This window comes from Methanosphaera sp. (assembly GCF_022768985.1).
Lineage (GTDB): Archaea > Methanobacteriota > Methanobacteria > Methanobacteriales > Methanobacteriaceae > Methanosphaera.
On the sequence record NZ_JALEKL010000007.1, the window covers coordinates 1 to 20,876 of the forward strand.

16 protein-coding genes and 1 pseudogene are annotated in these 20,876 nt (G+C 29.1%); 9 read left to right on the forward strand and 8 right to left on the reverse strand.

The window, feature by feature from the left end:
• A pseudogene (locus tag MRZ80_RS02920) lies at nucleotides 1-414 on the reverse strand (4Fe-4S cluster-binding domain-containing protein); the annotation flags it as partial.
• A 242-nt stretch (nucleotides 415-656) separates the two neighbouring features.
• On the opposite strand from MRZ80_RS02920, the gene MRZ80_RS02925 reads away from it, so the two are divergent.
• The 3 genes from MRZ80_RS02925 (at nucleotide 657) to MRZ80_RS02935 (ending at nucleotide 5,111) form a co-directional block, all read left to right on the forward strand.
• Nucleotides 657-1,208: a LemA family protein gene (locus MRZ80_RS02925; RefSeq protein ID WP_292536025.1), complete on the forward strand. Its 552-nt coding sequence runs from the start codon at nucleotides 657-659 to the stop codon at nucleotides 1,206-1,208.
• 152 nt (nucleotides 1,209-1,360) lie between these two features.
• A complete protein-coding gene (locus tag MRZ80_RS02930; RefSeq protein ID WP_292536027.1) occupies nucleotides 1,361-3,148 on the forward strand; it encodes a DUF2207 domain-containing protein in 1,788 nt (595 codons plus the stop codon).
• 139 nt (nucleotides 3,149-3,287) lie between these two features.
• Complete coding sequence (locus MRZ80_RS02935; RefSeq protein ID WP_292536029.1) at nucleotides 3,288-5,111, forward strand: DUF2207 domain-containing protein; 1,824 nt, start codon at nucleotides 3,288-3,290, stop codon at nucleotides 5,109-5,111.
• A 31-nt stretch (nucleotides 5,112-5,142) separates the two neighbouring features.
• Here MRZ80_RS02935 and MRZ80_RS02940 read toward each other — a convergent pair whose 3' ends face one another.
• From MRZ80_RS02940 to cfbA (MRZ80_RS02970), 7 genes are all read right to left on the reverse strand, one after another.
• On the reverse strand, nucleotides 5,143-6,114 hold the full coding sequence (locus MRZ80_RS02940) for a radical SAM protein (RefSeq protein WP_292536031.1): 972 nt from the start codon (nucleotides 6,112-6,114) through the stop codon (nucleotides 5,143-5,145).
• A gap of 23 nt (nucleotides 6,115-6,137) precedes the next feature.
• Nucleotides 6,138-7,145 carry a thiamine-phosphate kinase gene (gene thiL / locus MRZ80_RS02945; RefSeq protein WP_292536033.1) on the reverse strand — a complete coding sequence of 336 codons (1,008 nt, stop codon included), beginning with the start codon at nucleotides 7,143-7,145 and terminating at the stop codon, nucleotides 6,138-6,140.
• A 180-nt stretch (nucleotides 7,146-7,325) separates the two neighbouring features.
• Nucleotides 7,326-7,877 (reverse strand): sirohydrochlorin nickelochelatase, encoded by a 552-nt coding sequence (cfbA, locus tag MRZ80_RS02950; RefSeq protein WP_292536035.1) that lies wholly within the window; start codon nucleotides 7,875-7,877, stop codon nucleotides 7,326-7,328.
• On the reverse strand, nucleotides 7,849-8,247 hold the full coding sequence (locus tag MRZ80_RS02955; RefSeq protein WP_292536037.1) for a Zn-ribbon domain-containing OB-fold protein: 399 nt from the start codon (nucleotides 8,245-8,247) through the stop codon (nucleotides 7,849-7,851). The genes cfbA (MRZ80_RS02950) and MRZ80_RS02955 overlap by 29 nt, the downstream gene beginning before the upstream one ends.
• A gap of 1,121 nt (nucleotides 8,248-9,368) precedes the next feature.
• A complete protein-coding gene (locus tag MRZ80_RS02960; protein ID WP_292536038.1) occupies nucleotides 9,369-9,491 on the reverse strand; it encodes a hypothetical protein in 123 nt (40 codons plus the stop codon).
• Between the two features lie 348 nt (nucleotides 9,492-9,839).
• Nucleotides 9,840-14,108 (reverse strand): right-handed parallel beta-helix repeat-containing protein, encoded by a 4,269-nt coding sequence (locus MRZ80_RS02965; RefSeq protein WP_292536039.1) that lies wholly within the window; start codon nucleotides 14,106-14,108, stop codon nucleotides 9,840-9,842.
• Between the two features lie 1,240 nt (nucleotides 14,109-15,348).
• Nucleotides 15,349-16,257 (reverse strand): sirohydrochlorin nickelochelatase, encoded by a 909-nt coding sequence (cfbA, locus tag MRZ80_RS02970; RefSeq protein WP_292536042.1) that lies wholly within the window; start codon nucleotides 16,255-16,257, stop codon nucleotides 15,349-15,351.
• A 242-nt stretch (nucleotides 16,258-16,499) separates the two neighbouring features.
• Here cfbA (MRZ80_RS02970) and MRZ80_RS02975 point away from each other — a divergent pair, with 242 nt between their 5' ends.
• The 6 genes from MRZ80_RS02975 to MRZ80_RS03000 all read left to right on the forward strand — a co-directional run.
• Entirely contained in the window at nucleotides 16,500-16,820 is a 321-nt protein-coding gene (locus MRZ80_RS02975) for a hypothetical protein (RefSeq protein WP_292536043.1), read from the forward strand.
• Nucleotides 16,821-16,988: 168 nt separating this feature from the next.
• Nucleotides 16,989-17,900, forward strand: a complete 912-nt coding sequence (locus MRZ80_RS02980; RefSeq protein WP_292536045.1) for a hypothetical protein — start codon at nucleotides 16,989-16,991, stop codon at nucleotides 17,898-17,900.
• On the forward strand, nucleotides 17,897-18,736 hold the full coding sequence (locus MRZ80_RS02985) for a hypothetical protein (protein WP_292536047.1): 840 nt from the start codon (nucleotides 17,897-17,899) through the stop codon (nucleotides 18,734-18,736). The genes MRZ80_RS02980 and MRZ80_RS02985 overlap by 4 nt, the downstream gene beginning before the upstream one ends.
• Nucleotides 18,737-18,880: 144 nt before the next feature.
• Entirely contained in the window at nucleotides 18,881-19,633 is a 753-nt protein-coding gene (locus MRZ80_RS02990; protein ID WP_292536049.1) for a DUF6198 family protein, read from the forward strand.
• A 129-nt stretch (nucleotides 19,634-19,762) separates the two neighbouring features.
• Nucleotides 19,763-20,434: a DUF6198 family protein gene (locus MRZ80_RS02995; protein WP_292536051.1), complete on the forward strand. Its 672-nt coding sequence runs from the start codon at nucleotides 19,763-19,765 to the stop codon at nucleotides 20,432-20,434.
• A 247-nt stretch (nucleotides 20,435-20,681) separates the two neighbouring features.
• Nucleotides 20,682-20,876 (forward strand): hypothetical protein (locus tag MRZ80_RS03000; protein WP_292536052.1); only part of this gene is annotated, 195 nt, incomplete at its 3' end.

The following is a 20,876-nucleotide window of genomic DNA, read 5'->3' on the forward strand; positions in this document are numbered from 1 at the left end:
TTTAAGATGAATATAGCCCTTATATGAGTACTTATTGCGCAATATATGTGCTGTGTGAATTAACTCTTCCATTGTAAGATCTGCATTTTTTGCAACAGCAGAACTAAGAAATAGTCCTTCAACTTTTGAATTTTCATAGTACTTCATAAACATGCTTGATAGTTGCTCTGGTGTTAGTGATTTTTGCATGTTTTTATTTCCACGACAGTTTATGCAGTATTTACAATCATTTACACATTTATTTGTAAGAAGAGTTTTAAAGAGTGGTATTTCTGTGTTATTTGCACCTTTTGAGTTGTAGATACATGTATTTTCATGATTTTGCAGGATGTTATCACGGTTATAATTCATTGAATTGCATCTGTCATAGTATGCAGCATCAGATAATACCTTTAAATCCTCATATGCACTCATATAGTAGTTCCTCCCCTTTTATTGTTGAAATATATTAATACTTACTAGTAATTATATTATATGTATTTATTAAAATAAAATTAATTCGGAGAGGAAGTAGTTGTTGGAATAGTAATTCTATTAATTGTTATAATTATTATTATGGCATTATATATTCTAAATCAACGTAAGTAGAAATATATTAATACTTAGTAATGTTATACTATAAGTATTCATAAAAATTTAGGGAGGAATAGAAGTCTATGATAGGAATTATAATTCTTGTTGTTATAATTATTATTATTGCATTATATGTTGTAAGTCTTTATAATGGTCTTGTTGACATGAAAAACAGGGTTAAAAATGCATGGGCACAAGTTGATGTTCAGCTTCAAAGACGTAATGATCTTATTCCTAATGTAGTATCTACAGTAAAAGGTTATGCAGAACATGAAAAATCAACATTTGATGCTGTAACTCAGGCAAGAGCAAATATGACAAATGCAAATGGTGTAGCTGAAATTGCACAGGCAGATGGTGAAATTACAGGAGCTCTTAAATCACTCTTTGCTATTGCTGAAGCTTATCCTGAACTTAAAGCAAACACTAACTTCAATAATTTACAAGATGAACTTGCAGAAACAGAAGATAAAATTGCATATGCAAGACAATTCTATAACGACACAGTACTAAAATATAACAATAAATGTCAACAATTCCCAAGTAGCATAATAGCTGGTATGTTTAACTTCAAAGAAGCAGAAAGCTTTGAAGCAAGAGATGAAGTTAAATCTGTACCAAAAGTGGAATTTTAGATTAATTAGAACATATAAAAGAAAGGTGATGTAGTAGTGGTTATTAAATAATCCATAATAAATTACTTCACCTTTAACTATTTTTTTTTAAGGATAAAATAAGAAAAAGAGAGAAAAAATAATATTTCTAATATAAGGGTTGGTGTATTATAATGAAAAATAATACTTTGAAGAAATTCTTAATGCTTTTTTTAATAACACTACTTCTTATATCACCAATTGCTGCTGGAAACTATCAACTACCATCAGCTGATGTTGACGTGGTAGTGCATGATGATGCAACAGCAACAATAACACAGAAAATTGTATATGATATTAATGGAACTGTAAATGGTGTATACTATCGTATGCCACTAAATGGTGAGCAGGATGTAGAAAATATCTCAGTTGAAACACCAGGATATTACAATACACTAGAAGTTAACAAGACAAACAATCAAATACAACTAAAAGTATGGCTATATAAGGATGCAGCAAAAACACAGAAAGTAAACGATGCAAAAGTTGAGGTAACATACAAATACAACTTCATCAAAGGAGTAAAAGTATATAATGATGTTGCAGAGCTACAATTTGCGGTGTGGGGAAAGTATTGGGATGAAGAAGTACAAAAACTAACAACACACATAACACTACCAGGTGCAATAAATGAAAATGATTACTGGTTTAATCCACCAAATGTTGTAAGTTCACATAATATTAGTGGAAATACAATGCATGCAAAGTATATGGATGCAGAGCCATCATCTGAAAACTATGAACAAAGAGTACTTATACCAAAAGAGTACTTTAAAAGCTATGAAGGTGCTGACATCATAAATAAGGATGCAGCAGAAAAGATCAGATCTGATGAAAAAGCATACTACTCACAAATTGAGATGAAAAATACGGCAGAGTTAGTACTACTAGCATTATCTGTACTTATAATGCTTGCACCTGCTGCAATATACTTCAAGTATGGACGTGAAGAAGATGTTGGACTTGATGGTATTGACCAGTCAGAAATACCATATGATGATGCTCCATCATTTGTAAATGCAATGCTTTCAGGTGATGTAGGACGTGTTAATATCAATGCATTTGAAGCAACACTACTTGATTTAATTGACAGACGATACTTTAAGATTCTCGCCTCTAGTGAAACTGATTTAATACTAAAACTTAATTCAATAAAATATGATGGTCAAAATGATCTTAAAGACTATGAAGATGACCTAATTAAGTATCTCATGCGTTTTAAAAATGATAAAGGTGAAATTTCACTACAAGATATAGGTGATGATGTATCAAGTGATGATTTCATAAAATTCCTAAAAACATGGAAAAGCAGTGTAATACGACAAGAAGATGTATATAAATATGAAGTCGAGTACTTCCAAGATAAAGGAGTAAAAGTAGTACATATGTGGTGTGCTGCAGCTGCAATCTTTGGAATACTACTAATACTACTTGAATTATATCTTCAAGGACTATATCAAGGAGTAGGATTTGTAGTTGCAATTATCATGATAATTGAAGCAATAGTAATGTATCTTATTCCTGATAATATTATGGGAGCATATACAACACAAGGACGTATATACACCCAGAAATGGCATAACTTTGAAAACTACATACAAGACTACAGTCTTATTAAGGAACATCCACCAGAATCTGTACAAATATGGGGAAAATATCTTACATATGCAACAGCTCTTGGATGTGCAGAGGCTGTGGAAGATAATATGAAACAGTACTTCAGGGAATTTGACATACCAGAATCTGCATACTATGATCAACCATTTTATATGTATTCATCACATGGTGGAACATGGCTTATGCTTTCAACATTCAGTAAACTTTCAAATGAAGTACCATCATCTGACATGGATGGATCCACATTTGGTGACATTGGAGACATCGGAGGAGGATTTGGTGGAGGTGGAGGTGGAGTATTCTAGAAATAGAGTACACACTCCTCTTCTCCCTTTTAAACCCCAATTTTAGAACTATTTTTTATTTACATAAATTTATTAATAATTCATAAAGATATACATTTAATTAACTAGATATTTTAATAAAATGTGGAGGTTAGTTTAAATGAAAAATAAGGCGATTAAATGGAAGTTTTTAGTTTTCATGCTAATAACATTAATGATGGTATCACCAATTGCAGCAGGAACATATTCACTTCCAGAAGCTGATGTTGGCGTTGTAGTACATGATGATGCAACAGCCACAATAACACAAAAAATAGTATATGACATAAATGGAACAATAAATGGAGTGTACTATGACATGCCACTATCAGGTGAGCAAAACGTAACAAATATAACAGTTGAAACGCCAGGATTTTATAATGAAGTTGAAAAAATATGGATGTCAGATCGCGTAAGATTTAAAGTATGGCTATATAAGGATGCAAATAAAACACAACAAGTATCAGATACAAAGGTGGCTGTAACATACAAATATGACTTCATCAAGGGTGTAAAAGTATATGATGATGTTGCAGAACTACACTTTGCTGTATGGGGAACAAACTGGGATAGTAAGGTAGCAAAACTTACAACACACATAACACTACCAGGACCAATAAATGAAAGTGCATACTGGTTTAATCCACCAAACATAGTAGAGTCAAAATCATTAAATGGAAATACAATGACAGCAACATACAGCAACCTTGACCCATACGATGAAAATATTGAACAAAGAACACTAATGCCAAAAACATACTTTAAAAGCTTTGATAATGCCGATGTAATAGCAAAAAATGCAAAAGATAACATTACACAGATGGAAAATGACTACTACTCCAAAGTATATGGAGCAGATGGAATTCAGATAATAATCATAGCAATATGTTTAATACTAATAGCAGCACCATTTATCATCTACTATAAGTATGGACGTGAATATAAGCTTAAATTTAACTCTAAATATGAAACAGACATTCCATATGATGACTCACCAGCATATGTTAATGCTATGATGAATGAAAACTGTGGAGATCTTAATATTAATGCATTTCAGGCTACAATAATGGATCTTATAGATAAACGATTCATCAGGGTGTTTGCATCAGAGGATAATAATTTAATTATAAAAATAGATGTTGACAAATATAACGAAGAATGTGATGAACTATGGCAGTATGAAGTTAAAATACTTGACTTCCTCTACTCTTATCGTAGATGTGATGATACTATATCATTTAGGGCAATAAAAAATAGTATGGCAAATGAGGATTTCATTGACTTCTTTAATAGTTGGAAATCTCTTGTACGGGATAATGAAGATATATGGGATGAAGCTGATGAGAAGTTTGATGATACAGGATCAATTTATGCAGAAATTGTTTCGATCGCATCTATAATATTTGCATTTATTGCATTTGTTGTGTCTCTATGTACTGGTAGTATTTACTTCTTCACAGGTCTTGAGCTTTCTGTTGTTCTTTTCATTGAAGGTTTAATTGTTCGTGCACTTCCTGATGAGGTTATGGGTTCATATACCTATACTGGTCGTGAATATAAAATCCGTTGGGAACATTTCAGAAATTATATCAAGGATTATAGTCTTATTAAGGAGTATCCTCCAGAATCAGTACAAGTTTGGGGAAGATACCTGGTTTATGCAACAGCACTTGGTTGTGCAGATAAGGTTCAATCTAATATGAAGAAGTACTTTGATGAATATAATATTCCAGAAAATAGTGATGTGAATGTTTATAGTAATCCTGTGTATCTCTTTGCAACTCTTGGTGGTGCATATGTCATGCTTTCAGCCTTTGATAGCCTGGTTACACCTCCTCATAGTGAGTCTAATTATTCATCTGGTGGTGGATTTGATGGTGGCTCCTTTGGTGATATTGGAGACATTGGAGGTGGATTTGGTGGAGGTGGTGGTGGAGTATTTTAAACTCTACACACACCCCTCTTTTATTCTTTTTTTAGTAATCGTTTGTTTTTTGAACTACATCTGCTATGTGGTTGCAGTTTTCACATGCACATTGATCTGTCACATGGCTTTCTATAGTGTAGTCACTGCTTCTTTTAATTAGCAAGTGTTTGCAGTTTTTGCAGTATGTGTTGTTTTTATGTTTTGGTGCAACTTCTATGTCGGGATATACATAGTTTAATCCCATGTAAGCTGCCAGGTCTGTTGCATACATTATCTTTTTTTCACTTGTTTTTTCTAGTTCTTTTAGTTTGTATGCTGGGTTAAATCTCATGAAGTGTAGTGGTATTTTTTTCTCTGTACTTTTGATGTAGTTTATTAGTTCTTTGAAGTTTTCAGGGCTATCATTGTATCCTGGTATTATCATGTTTCTTATTTCTATGTGTATGTCATGTTTTAGGTAGTATTTTATTGAGTTTAGTATTGCTTCGATGTAGCCTCCACATACTTCATCATAGAATGAATCTTGCATACTTTTTAAATCTATACACACTCCATCTACATATGGTGCTATTTTTTCTAAAGTTTCAGGTGAGGTGAAACCATTTGATACTATTGCTGTTTTTAAATCGTATCTTTTTGCAATTCTTGATGTATTTATGATCCACTTTGGATGAATTGTAGGTTCTGTAAATTTCCAGATTATAACATCAGCATCATTATGAATTGCCATCTCTACAATTTCATCAGGAGTATATCCCTTAGTTGGTATTAGTAGTTCATTTTCAGGTTGTGCTACTGTGTAGTATGAACAGTATGAACATTGCATGTTACATCCTACAAGTCCAACACAGAATGCTTTACTGCCTGGCATAAAATGGTATAATGTACTTTCCTCAATGTGTTCTACTGTTGTTTTTGATGTGTAGATTTTATTTTCATTATCATATATTGGATCTTGATGACAGATTGTTTTTCTTCCATCACTAAGATTGCAATAATTTGGACATATATCACATATCATAATTAACTTTCTTATTTCCCCCACTATTTTAGGTGTTCATATCCTCGTATTTTAAGTGTAGACTCATGACCATTACCATCAACTAGTATAACTCTATTTTTACTATCTTCTATGACTTCACCTATTGGTGTTATATCATCAAGCATATCTTTATGTTTTTCATATTCACTGCTATTTAATGTGAGAAGTAGTTCAAATTCTTCACCAAAATAAAATAAGTATTCATATAAATGTTTATGATTTGCATCTGCAATGGTTTGAAGATCTTTTTCATAAGGTAGCATTTGCTCATATATCTTAAAGCTACAATTTTTATTATTATCACATAAACATCCAAGTTCTGATGCAAGACCATCTGTAATATCACTCATTGATGTAACAATTGATGGATGTTCACGCAGATACTCGGCTGTTTTATATGGAAGTTTTGGATTAAATACACTGTCCATAAGCTCATCTTTAAGAGAATCTGCTATATCAACATTACCAGCACCATAAATCAGGTCAAATCCTCCTGCAACATCACCAATAGAACCTGTAGTTGCAATAATATCACCGGGATGTGCATTATTAAGGAATCTGACACCACCATCTACTTCACCAATAGCTGTTGCAGATGTTATAACTTCATCTGCTTCATTAATATCTCCACCAATAAGTGTAATATCATATTCATTGCATTTGTAGAGTATTCCATCAACTAGTGCATCAAAATCATCAACACTAAAATCACCAGGAAGAGCAAGTGATATGACAATTGCTGTAGGTTTTGCATTCATTGCAATAATATCACTAACATTTACATTAACAGTCTTTGCACCCATCTCAAATGGAGTCATACCAACAGGAAAATGATGACTTTCAATAAGCATATCTGTTGAAAATACACTATATTTACAACTATTTATGCATAATGCTGCATCATCACGATAACTTTGTATAAGATTTTCATCTTCTATATTTAATGTATCATCACGCTTTTGTAGTAGTCTTTGAATTAATTGTTTTTCACCAAGTTGTGCAATTTGCATAGAGTCTTTTCCTCAAAAAATTATTAAAAAATTAAGTTATATTTTTTTTTTTATTTATTATTGTATATATTTTAGTTTTTTAAATTAAATAAAATTTATTAAAAAAAAGTATATCTTAAATTGCCTATTTTCTGATAAAAAATTAAAATAAGTGGAGATTAGGGGGTATAGTCTGAAAATTTAGAGATTTTCTTCAATACGTTTTGATACAATTTCAACTATTAAGTCGTCTGCACCGAGTGGTTCTGTGTATATGATTTCACCATCAAATTCAACAGTTTCTGGTTCACCATGGTCGTGGTGATGGTGATGGTGGTGTCCGTGTTCATGTCCGTGATCGTGATCGTGTTCATGTTCGTGGTCGTGGTCATGGTGATGTTCATGTCCATGATCATGACTGTGTGAGCATTTACCTTTTGCAAGTTCTGCTTCAATATCTGCAGGTTCAAGACCAAGAATTGTTGGGATGTCACGTTTTGTGTGCATTCCGTGTGCTAGAAATACTGGTGTTACAATAACTTTTTCTACACCTGTTTCTTTAAGTTTGTTAAATGCTGTAGGTATGTTTGGTTCTGCAAGTTCCATGAATCCTACTTCTACATTTAATTCTGGGTGTTTTTCTGCATATTTTGCTGCAATTTCACTTACTACTTCTTTACTGTAAGGTAATCTACTTCCATGTCCTAGAAGTAATACTCCTGTTTTATTCTGTTGGTTTGAATTTGTATCCATATGTAATAACTCCGTCTTTTCCTTCTTCTCTAATTTTTCTAAATACGACTTCTACTTCATCACCGATATTTAAGTCATTAACATCACAATCAACAATCTGTGCTGTTATTTTTGCTCCTTCATCAAGTTCAATAATTCCAACAGCATATGGTGCAGCTATTTTAAAATCATCTGGTGCTGCACTAATTACTGAGTATGTATAGATTTTACCAGTTCCTTTAAATTGGAGGTCTTCTATGTCACCGTGGCTTCTACAGTTTGGACAAACTACTTTCTTAGGAAAGAATGTTTCTCCACATTCATTACACTTAGTTCCAATTAAATTATATCTTTGGTCGTTATGACGCCATCCTTTAATAATGTCAGTCATGATTACTCAATCCTCCGTATAGATTTAGAATATTTAATTTATAGTAATATATTATAACTATTTATTATTATTATGTATATTTAATATTATATAAATTACTATGAAAATCAATTAAATAAAAATATGTAAAAATTGTGTATATGGTGTCATATTCATAATAAAAGACGTATTTGGTGGTGTTTATATTTTAAATTAATTATGGTGTGGAAGGTAGTTTGCAAGTGTAAAATTAAGATAAGTTAATAAAATAAATAATTAAAATTTGAAAAAAAAAACAACTCATAAAAAAAAGAATAAAAAAATAAGAAAAGATTAAAAATCTAAAATTTCATAAAAACTCATAGAAAAATTTGGATGTAAATATAATCATATCCCACTACTTTCATATGAACATCTAAATCTATGAATCTTATAACAGATTTCAAATCCTTAATAAACTAGTCAAAAAATAACAAAAATAATTTCTTATGTTATCTTTTCCCACTAGATGACTAATTAACTTTAAAGATAACAAATATTTTAAACAATAGTTATCTTCAAAAACTTTTATCATACAAATGATTTAACTAAAAAACTACAAAATATTTCTAATTAAATCCTATAAAATTTCCAAGAAAATATCCCACTACTTTATTGAGAAATTTATAAGATTATTTTTTTTATCCTATATTTTTTTCTTAATTTTGTAGTAAATATTTAATATAAACCATAGTATATATTCATTGGAATCATTAGCTACATTCTAAGTAATTTCAATTGAAGTTAGAGTCTTCTTTTTTAACTATTGTCATATTCACATTGGAAATCTGCATAATCTTTTTTTTAGGAAATAATAGATTCTTAATGTCCGGCGTATTTAACTAGATAATAATTAAATACTACAGTAAAATATAGAATAATAGTCTTCCCACAGAACTATTAATTAATGATTTTTACTGATACATTTAGTTTCTATTGTTGTCTTTCCCCAGTTTATTTTTTATTATGATTTCATTATGTGATAATTTTCTAAACTTCAGATTATCTCTGATCTATTTTGAATTAAATTTTATTAAAACATATCTTCCTTAATTGGATATGTGGTATGGTTTAAATTTTTGTATAGATTTTTAAGTTTTTTGTTAATTAGTCCTCGTAGTTGCATCATAATCTACATCTGTTGTGATGTATACTGGTTGTGTCCCGTAATTTGTAGCAACAGTTGAGTATCTTTTAATTTTTTTAGATTTGTCTCTTTGTTCCATAGCTTTACCATAGCTAAATATTGCTACAAAAAATAGTAGGAAATAAACAAAAGAAAAAATCTTTTTAGATATTTTTCTAGATATGATGTTTTTATTTCTCATTTTTGATCAATTCCATAATTGTTTATTTTTTTTTAAATAATTTTAAAGAAAATCTTTATTTTCTACTATTTTCCTCTAATTGATAGTTTATATTATGTTCTATATATAGCTTAGCTAGTAAATTATCATAATATTTAAATAGGATGCTGTACAGTTTCTAAAAATTAATTTATTGAAAAAAAATAAAATAAAGGGTTAGGAGGTTAGGATTTTAAAAATACTTCGTATTTATACTTACTTACTTATTTAGTTAATTTTAAGTTGAATATCACTTTGCATCAAATTATAGAGACTATTTTCACCAGTTTTAACAGTTATCATATAATTTCCAACTTTTAAGTTCTCAGTATTAAGCTGTATATTAACTAAACCATCAACAACAATAGTATTTTCAACAGTCTTATTGTTAATTTTAATTGCACATTTAATACTTCCCTTAATTACACCACCATTAACATCATAAATTCTCATTTTAAGAGTTGTATTATGATTTTTTGGTGTATTAATAAGAGTAGTTGTTAGCTTTGCAACATTAGATCTTAATATTTCAACAACTTTTGTAGCATCAGTCTGGATATATCCACTATTTCGATAAGCTGCAGTTATTGTGTAATTTCCACAACCAATAGATTCAGGTAGCCTATACATTACATATGCAAGACCACCAGATACATTAGCACATATCTCATTACCACTAACATCTTTTAGTGTTTTATTATTAATTTTAAATATTACAACACCATCATCTATATTTACACCATTTATATCTGTTATCTTAGCTGTTATTGGAAGTATGCTTGTTGTTGTAGTTGTATTTGTTGTGCTGATTTTAATATTTACATCACGATCTTTAACAATTAAATTTACATCATAGCTTCCCATATTATAGAGACTATTTTCACCTACCTTAACTGTTATTGTGTAGTTTCCAGATTTTAGTGTATCAGTATTTAGAGTTGTGTTAATTATTCCATCAACTGCTGTTGTATGTATAAGTGTTTTACTATTAAGTTTTATTGCAACTTTCATATTTCCAACAAGTTTTTTGCCCATCATATCATTAAGTTGAATATTTAGTGTTGTATTTTCTTTTGTTTTAATTTCAATTGTGTCAATGTTAATATCTGCAATGCTACGTTTATATATATTAAATGAGGAATTTACTCTCATCTGGTTGTAGTATTTATTTGTATAGATAACTGTTAGTACATATTTGCCTCCACCAATATGTGATGGTAGTATGTAGTTAAGTTGTGCCATTGAATCTGTTGGTATGACCTTTATTGTCTTATTAGTATCATCTTTTAGTGTACATCCATTGATTTTAAAGATTACATATCCATCATTTATAATACGTCCATCTTTGGTGTCATTTAATGTTATGTTTACATCCAAGCTATCCATTACATATGGATTATTTGGCATAACTATGATATCCACGTCACGATTGGTGATGTTAAGCTTTGAATCTACTACTAGTTTGTCATATATTCCATTTTTATGTATGAGTAGTGTAATGTTATATTGACCAGATAGTAGTGTATCTGTGGCAACTGTAATGTTTAAAACACCACCACTAATTGTAGTATTAAATACTTTAATGTTATTAATTAATACATCAACACTGTTTTCACCAATTAGTGTCTGTCCATATTCATCATAAAGTTGTGTATTTATTGTCATATTTTGTAGTGTTTTAATCTCTGTTGTATCAAGTGTTATATTTCGAATACCTCGTGGGAGTACATCAACAGATTTACTTTCTATTTTTGTGTTATAGTATTCATTTCTAAATTCAACACTTAATGTGTATCTGCCCTCTTTCATATTAGCTGGTAGTGTATAGTTAAGTTTTATATTTGAATTATTAACTACTACAGTTGCAATTATGGTTTCATTAATACTATCACCATTTATCTTAAATACAGCTTCACCTGTATTTATTGGTGTATTATCAAGATTTAGAATTGTTGTATTTATCTCTAGTATATCCATTGTTTTTGGAGTGTTTGTATCAATTGTAATTATTGCTGTTTTATTTTCAATTACTAGTTTTTGATTTATTGTCTTTGCATTATATAGTCCACTTTGTGCAACTTCATATCGTATATTATAAACTCCACCATGTAGTGTATCTGTTGGTATTATTCTGTTAAGTTCACCATTATTTACTGCTATATCACGGATATAGGTGTCATTTATGTATACTTTTATCTGAGTTAATCCTATGAGATTTTCTCCATGTTCATCTGTTAGTTGTTCATTGATTTGTAGGTTATTTTGTGTTTTAATTGTTCTTTCTGGTAGTGTATCCTCTTTTATATTTGATCGTATTACACTAAATTCTCTCCACTGGCTCTGATTTTCATAGTATTGTGCACTAAATTGTGCAACTATCATGTAATCTTCAGCTATAATTTCAGGTGGAAGCTTGTAGTTTAGGTGTGCATATCCTCCTGTAACATTACTTCGTCCAACTTCTATGTTGTTAATTTTAAATACTACAACTCCACTATTTATGAGTGTTTTATCTTCTCTTATTATTATTGCATCAACTTGTAGTGTTTGTAGTGTTTTTGGAGTGTTTGTTGTAAGTGTAATATTTACAATGTGATTTATAACTACTAGTTTTGATGTGAAAGTCTTTGTATTATAATATCCATTTTCACCAAGTACATATCGTATTGTGTAGTTTCCCTCATCTAGTGTGTCAGTTTTAAGGTCGACATTTAAATTACCATTATTTACTACTACATCTTTGATGTATACATCATCTATGTATATTTTAGCATTTATTCTACCTACTAGTTGATCTGCTGCTTCATCTTTTAGAATCTTACTTATTGTTATGTTAGTTAGTGTTTTAGTTGTAATATCAGGGATAACTGGGTCAACTATATTGTTACGTTTTACATCTACATTTACATCTGCTTTTGCACTATTATAGTATGGACTGCTAAATTCACAGCTAAGTGGATATGAGCCATAGACATACTTCATTGGCAGCTGGAAATATAAGTGTATCATTCCATTTGCTAAGTTTACTGTTGTTATTATATTTCCATCTAATTTAATTGTTATAACACCATTTTTTACGAGATTGTTATCTGAATCTTTCACTGTTACATTTACATTTAATATTTTTGTAGCATTTGGTGTGTTTGTTGTAATATTAACTGTTGCATTACGATTTACTATATTAAATTCTACACTACTATTTGCACCATTATATGCACTACTTTGTGGTGCCTCTATTGTTATTTTATATCTACCTTGAGGATAGCTATTCATAACAACTGCTATGTTAATTTTACCATCAACAATATTGGTAGTTGAATATACTTTATCATTAATTTTAATTGTTATAGGAATTACTCCATGAACATCTTCACCTGTTGATGTTTTAATTGTTCCTATAATATTTACATTTTCTAGTGTTTTAATATCATCCACAGGATTTAGTGTTATGTTAATGTCACGTCTTTTAACATCAAATATTATCACTGCATTGTTTGATGATGTGGGATATACTACATTTACTCTCTTAATTCCACTACTTGTAAAGTTATATATGACTTTTATGATGCTATTTGTAGTATTTTTATTTACAACAATACTTTTACCATCAACAGTAAATATTACATCCTCATCAGCTGGAAGATTTGTTGCAATAAGTGGTGATATGAAGTCAGTATTGTCATAGACGTATGTTTCAAATGTATTGTTTACAACTGTATTTGTCATTGAAATATTTTGAGTTGTATAAATTGATGCACCATTTACATCATAGTTATCATTTAGTGTTAGTTTTGCAATATCTAGCTTGTCATCATTGTATATTATTGCACCATTTTGTGTTGCTGTGTTTGCTATAAATGTTGAATTTGAGATATAAAATGTTCCATTACAATTAGAGTTTGCACCACCATTTACTGCACTGTTTTGTTTAAATATTGAATCTTTGATCTCAATTGTTCCATTACGGTTAGTGTTTGCTCCTCCCTGTGTTGCACTGTTGTTTGTGAAGTTTGAATTGTAGATGTTCATGTTACCATTTAGGTTGTAGTTTGCTCCACCATTTACAGCATTATTTGCTGTGAAGTTTGAATCATAGATTGTGAAGTTTCCACTATTTGAGTTTGCTCCTCCACCATTTTGACTTCCTGTAATAGAATTTGCTGTGAAATTTGAATTTTGAATTACCACATTTCCACTACTTGCTATTACTCCACCACTGGTTCTTGCAATATTTTCCTCAAATGATGAATTTTGAATATCTAAATTTCCTGTATTATATATAACACCACCATTATTTGATGCTGAATTATCTTTAAATGTAGAGTTAGTAATAGTCATATGTCCTGTGTTATATGCTACTCCACCATTTCCTCCACCACCAAAGAGCCATCCAACGTATGCTGTATTTCCTGTAAAGTTAGAATTTCTAATATTTACAGTTCCATCATTATACATTACAGCTCCCTGTGATGCTGTAATTATACCAACATCTGTCATACAATCCTTAACTGTTATATTTTCAAGGTTAAGTGTATAACCATTATTTATTCTTATAAATCTATTGTTATATCCACCACTAATTATGTGATTGTTTCCATTTATTGTAAGTATCCTTGTTTTATCTGAATTTCCCCATGTAATAAGACGTGTTATATTATAATCTCCATCATTTAAGTTAATGATTTCCTCATAATCTGCATCTGGATTATTTTTAATGTCCTCTATTGTATTATATAGTTCATTATAGCTACTTACAGTGTATGATGCTTTTTTAATATCTTTTGTTGAATTTAAGGTTTTTGTATCTACAGAATTTGTTTCATTACCACTTGTTTCTAATTTTTGCTCACTGTTTGTATTTATTGTATCTGTAGTTTTTACTTTTTTATCAGCCTTATTTTCCCTTATTTGTTTTATATCAGGCAGTTCTTCTACATTATCATTATTATCTAATCTATTGTGTATTTGATCTGTCTTTTCATATATCTGAGTATGCTGCCCCCCCCTGGATCCATCCTTTTATCTGGATCAGTTGCACATGCTGTACTTAGAATTGTTATGAAAAATAATAGAATAATGATAAAAGAAAAAATTGACCTGTATTTTTTTAGGTTGTATTTTTTCATTTTAATCAACTTAAATAATTTTATTAAAAAGAAAATCTTATTCATATTATTTTCTCTTTGACAGTAATTGATTTAGAGATTCTATTATATAATAAATACTTTTTAATAACACTACAGGAGGGCTTTATTTTTTGATTTTAGGGCTATTTGGCTGTTTAAGAGGGTTTATTTTTATGTTAGTTTTCATAATTACTACATAAATTATTAAAATAAGATGAAATATGAATATATTAAACAATCCAGTAAAAAAAGTGGATATTTTTTAAACAATATTGAAAAATAAGTGCTATAAAATCATAATTCCCCTAACTAGTATATGGAATATTTTTAATAATTTTAAACAATCTCTAATTCATGTAATAAAAATAAATTTGTATTAAAACTAGAAAATACTAATAAATAATACTCTATTTATTTTTAAAAAAATAGTGAAAAGTTTTTTATACTATAAGCTACAGTTTGCATAAATTAATTAGGAAAATATTAAATTATTTACATAGTTTCTATAGTAAAAATTATTTGTTTAAATTTATTAAAACATATAAATTTGTAATAAAAATTTATGTAAAAAAAAGATAGATTGGAGGTTAAATACTAGGGGTGGGAAGTCTTTAGAGGTGTTGTTTAATTTTTTCATCAATAATATCAACTATTATATCATCAGCACCAAGTGGTTTTGTAAATACAACTTCACCTGTAAAATCAATTGTATCTCTTTGTTTATTTGGTATTGTGTAGTTTTCAACTTCTTCTGCTTCAAGACCAAGTGCTAGTGGAATGTCAATTTTTGTATGAACACCTTCGGCAAGGAATATTGGTACTGCAATAATTTTTTTAATATTTTCTGAAAACTTAGCAGCTGCCTGTGGTATTGATGGTTCACTTAGTTGCATAAATCCTGTTTGTATTTCATAATCATCAGAATTTGTGATAAATTTATTTGCAATTGATTCAACTACCATATTGTTATATTCAAGTGTACTTCCATGTCCAATAAGTAATATTCCTGTATTTTCTGTGTTTGCTTGTGGATCTTTTTCTAGTTCTGTGTTAATTCTTTGTGCTATTATTTCAACAATTTTATCATCATCACCTATTGGTTTAAGATACACTATTTCTCCATCAAAATCTACTGGTTCAGATTTAGCTTCACGTCCATGATGATGGTGGTGGTGATGTCCGTGTTCATGGTCGTGGTGATGGTGGTGGAGGTGTCCATGGTTTTCTATTTCTTCAAGTTCTTTTGTTTTAATTCCTAGTATTGTTGGTATATCTACTCTTGTATGCATTCCATTTGCAAGAAATACTGGATTTACTATGATTTTATTTACACCTTTTTCTTTTAGTTTGTTAAATGCTGTTGGTATGTTTGGTTCTACTAGTTCCATAAATCCTATGTCTATGTTGTAGTCTGGGTAACGTTCTTGGTATTTTGCTGCTACTTGTGTTACTACTTCTTTGTTGTATGGAAGACGACTTCCATGTCCTATAAATAATATTCCTGTATCTTCTGCTGTCATAATAATCATTTCATTATATTTTTTTTGTTATTACATTTTTATTTAAATTAAATAAATAGTATTACTTTCAGTATATATTTTTAATACAAGTGTTATTGTTTCATACTTTTATATTTTAAAATTATTAAAGTTATTTAATACAAAAACCCCAAATTTCAATAGTTTTTTAATACAACTAAGAAAAAAATAATAAACTAAAAAACAACTAAAATAAAAACATAATACTTGGAGGAATGTTAAAAGTGGATAAAATAATAGAATATAAAATAACAGATGAACTATGCCCTGAAATATCAGTGGTTGTAAAAATAACAACAATAGGATTTCCAGTAGATGAAAAACTAGAATATGGATGTGATGGAATATTCTATGATGACATCACAAAAGTTCCAAAAGATGCATTTGATGGTGATATATGGGATGGCTTTACATCAAGACTACTACCATTTCTTGATGATGCAAACCTACGTATAATACTTGACATCATGCAATTAAATGACACATACATGTGTGATAAATACAAACTAATAGTTGATGTAATAAGTGCACAAATAGAAATGTAGATAATACACATCTACTACTTCTTTTTATATAAACACCATATAAAATATAAACTTTATAATAATAAAACTATTTTTTTATAAATTTTTTATTAATTACTATTAAATAATAAAAATAATATAATTATTTAATAAAAATAATTCAATGTAATATAATATTTTTTAGAAGTTATGAAAATAAAAGATAACACAAAAGGCTACATAACACCAGCCTTAATATTAATTCTAATAATACCACTTATAATCCTACTAATGCACATAACAGATACAACAGATGATGGATACATAAACACACAAAAGTATGTAAAATCAGATAAACTAACAAAAATAACACAAAACTACAAACAAAACATGCAAACTGACATAAAACAAGCAATATCTGAGGTATCAGGAAATTTAACACTAAATATGACACCACTTGCTAATGCTCAAAAGACATTAAAAGATGTTCTGCAGCAGAAGATGAACTATAAAATGCAACAATATGAAAAAACACATAACATCAACATAACATGCAATATAGTTGATGTAAAACCATCAGATGATCCATTTAAAATAAAAGTAATCTATAATATCTGCTCAAAAGTTGACATGGACATGATAAATCAGACAAATACAATAGAAATACCAATAGAATCAGATGATAAAACAATTATCTATGATCCACTACTACTTTTCCAATTTAACACAAAAAATGATACAAATAACACACTACTATATCAAGACACATCCATTGCAAGTGTATATGCTGGTGCAACTTCAGGATATATTATACAAAAATGTCCATATGAAAACTACAACACACATGGCACATCAAATATAACATTTAATAATTGCCTACTAAATCACTACTACCACAGAAGTCATGATGGAGTATGTTTTATATGCAGACTAGAAAATAAGACCAAATGTTCACATATGGGAATTGAAACATTTATAATACCAGTAGTTGTAGAAAATACATCAATTGTATCAGTAGATCATGTATTATTTAATGAAAAATACAATGGAAACAGATATGACATAACAAATTCCACCTTTCTCTACCTGGATGGTGGACATAAAATAAAATATGGATTATGAAAATAGACACTAAAGCACAACTAATAATAGCAGATCTGGTAGTTTACATAATAGTTTTCATGATAATAATTGCAATTATCACAACACTAACCATAGCACTTGATAGGAAAGAATCTGAGATAATAAACAATCAGGAATATGACATGATTGCACAAAATACAATAAATGCACTCATAAAATCAACAGGAACACCCACAAACTGGGATAAAACACCCACATCTAACATTAAAATGATAGGACTAAGAAGTAATGAAACAACAAACATGATAAGCTATATGAAGCTAGTGAAATTAAAACAAAATCCACAACTAATGAATAAACTACTAGATTATAATATTGCATATGAACTAACACTGAAAGATGTACAAAATCCACAAAATACTGAAATAATAATAAAATCACACCACAACCAAAACAATAAAAACATCTACACAAAAGATGCAATAGTCAAACTTGATTATGGATATAACATAACACAAATAAAAACACAAACCAATATAATCTGTCCAATGAATCATACACAAAACTATGAATGCATGCCAATTACAGTTGAAAATAGCACACTAAGGGATGGATCCTACTACTTATTATCAAATTGTTCAAATAATTACTATATTATTGAAAATTCACACAATGAGAACACTACTGGACATATGGTGAATGATACAATTAATCAAAAAATAGCATCTTTAATGAACAATGTAAATGAAACATTATATTTTCATGTAAATTCAGGTGGTGGTGATGTATACTTAATCTATGATGTAAATAATATTAAGCCAAATTATGAAAATATTACAACTAAAACACATATATTAACGCTTAAAATCTATTAATAATTCAAATTTAATTAAATTAAGTAAATTTAAGATCTAATTTAAGTAATTTTAAGATTTAAAGTATAATAATCGATTATTTTATATAGTAATGCTTTCTATAATCACTAAATACAAAACAAGTCTAAAACTTGATGAGGCGTTATGAAAAACATAATAGATGAAAACATAAACAAACAACTATATGACATAAACATAGAAAAAGAAATAAAAAAAGCAGTACTATTAATTTTAGGATTATTCCTCATATCCTATGCAATAGCACTATCAATACGATGTAATCTTGGAACAACAGCAATATCCACAATACCGTATGAACTATCATTTATAGTACCAATCTCAGTTGGAAGCCTAACAATAATCTTCCAAACATCACTACTAATAATGCAAAGATTACTTCTAAAATCATCATTTCCAAAAGTACAATACCTACAATTTGTAGTAGCACTAATATTTGGAAACTTTATAAACTTTTCACTAACACTAACAGCAGCCGACATACCACACACACCACTCCAGAAATGGATACTATGCATTATATCATGCTTTATAATGGCATTAGGACTACTAGTTGAAATCAACTCAAAATCCATCATACTACCTGCTGACGGCCTAATAATAGCATTAAGCCATATAAAAGATAAAGAATTTGGAAAAATAAAAACAAAATTTGATGTAATATGTGTACTAATTGCAGCAAGCCTATCAATAATATGTTTTGGAAGTCTGAAATCAGTAGGACTTGGAACCATCTTTGCTGCAGTAGTAGTGGGATATATTATGAGATTCTATAGAAAAATCATAAAAACATCACTAAACTACATAAACAAACACGACCATGAAATACACATACAACACCACAAACACCACATAAAAATAGGAGGAAATAATGAATAAATAAATCTTAAACCCACAAAATAATCTTAAAAACTATCAATAAAAACCCCTCACCACCAATCACTGTTTTTTCTTCTTTTTATTCTTTTTTAAATATTATGAAAGACAAATATAATAATTGATGATCAAATGATAAACGATAATACAAAACAAATAATAAAAAACTATACAACCCTACTTATAGGATTATTTATAATGGCATTTGGTGTTAGTTTATCTGTAAGATGTGATCTTGGAACAACACCTATATCATCAATACCATATGTATTGTCATTTCAATACCCACTATCACTAGGAACAATAACAATAATATTTAATGTCCTACTGATACTTATTCAGATTCTGATTTTAAGGTCAAAATTTCCAAGAATACAAATATTTCAGATAATAACAACCACAATATTTGGATACTTCATAGACTTTGCACAAACACAAACAGCATTCATAATGCCACACAATCTATTTGAACAATCAATAGTATGCATACTTGGATGTATTGTAATAGCATTAGGAGTATTTTTTGAAGTAAATTCAAAAGCAGTAGTACTACCTGGTGAAGGAGTATCACTAGCAGTGTGCAGTGTAACTGACATTCCATTTCCAAAGATGAAAATAATATTTGACACATCAAATGTAGTAATAGCATTAATACTTTCATTCATATTCTTTGGAGGACTTAAAGCTGTAGGAATAGGAACAATCTTTGCAGGAATAGTAGTAGGATACATTGTACGAATATATAAAAAACTAGCCGTCAAAATCCTAACAAAAGCAGGATATGATGTTGGAAACAAACAATAAGTTACACTTGAAATTAACCTCTAACATCAACCCTCCTTTTTTCATAGAAAAAATAACAAACTCTTTTTTTTAGAAAATAATTTTAAAAATTATCCAAATAAAAAACTATACCTTTAATCAAAAGGATAATAAAAAAAATACATATAAAACAATAAAAAGCCCTGATATTAAATTATCATCTTTAAATATAAAATTAAATAAATATAATAACTAATCTAATAACAAAAAAATAACCAAGGTGACAAAGATGAAATGTCCAGTATGTGATCATGAAAATCAGTTGAATCTTGACAAATGTGATGGTTTAAAACTACAAAAATGTGAAAAATGTGGAACACCACTACAGGCAAAATCAAATTCAACACCAGAAAATGTGGAAAATCCACCACAAAAAGTAGAAGAAAAACAAACAAAAGATGTAAAAGAAGAAAAAGCAGAACCA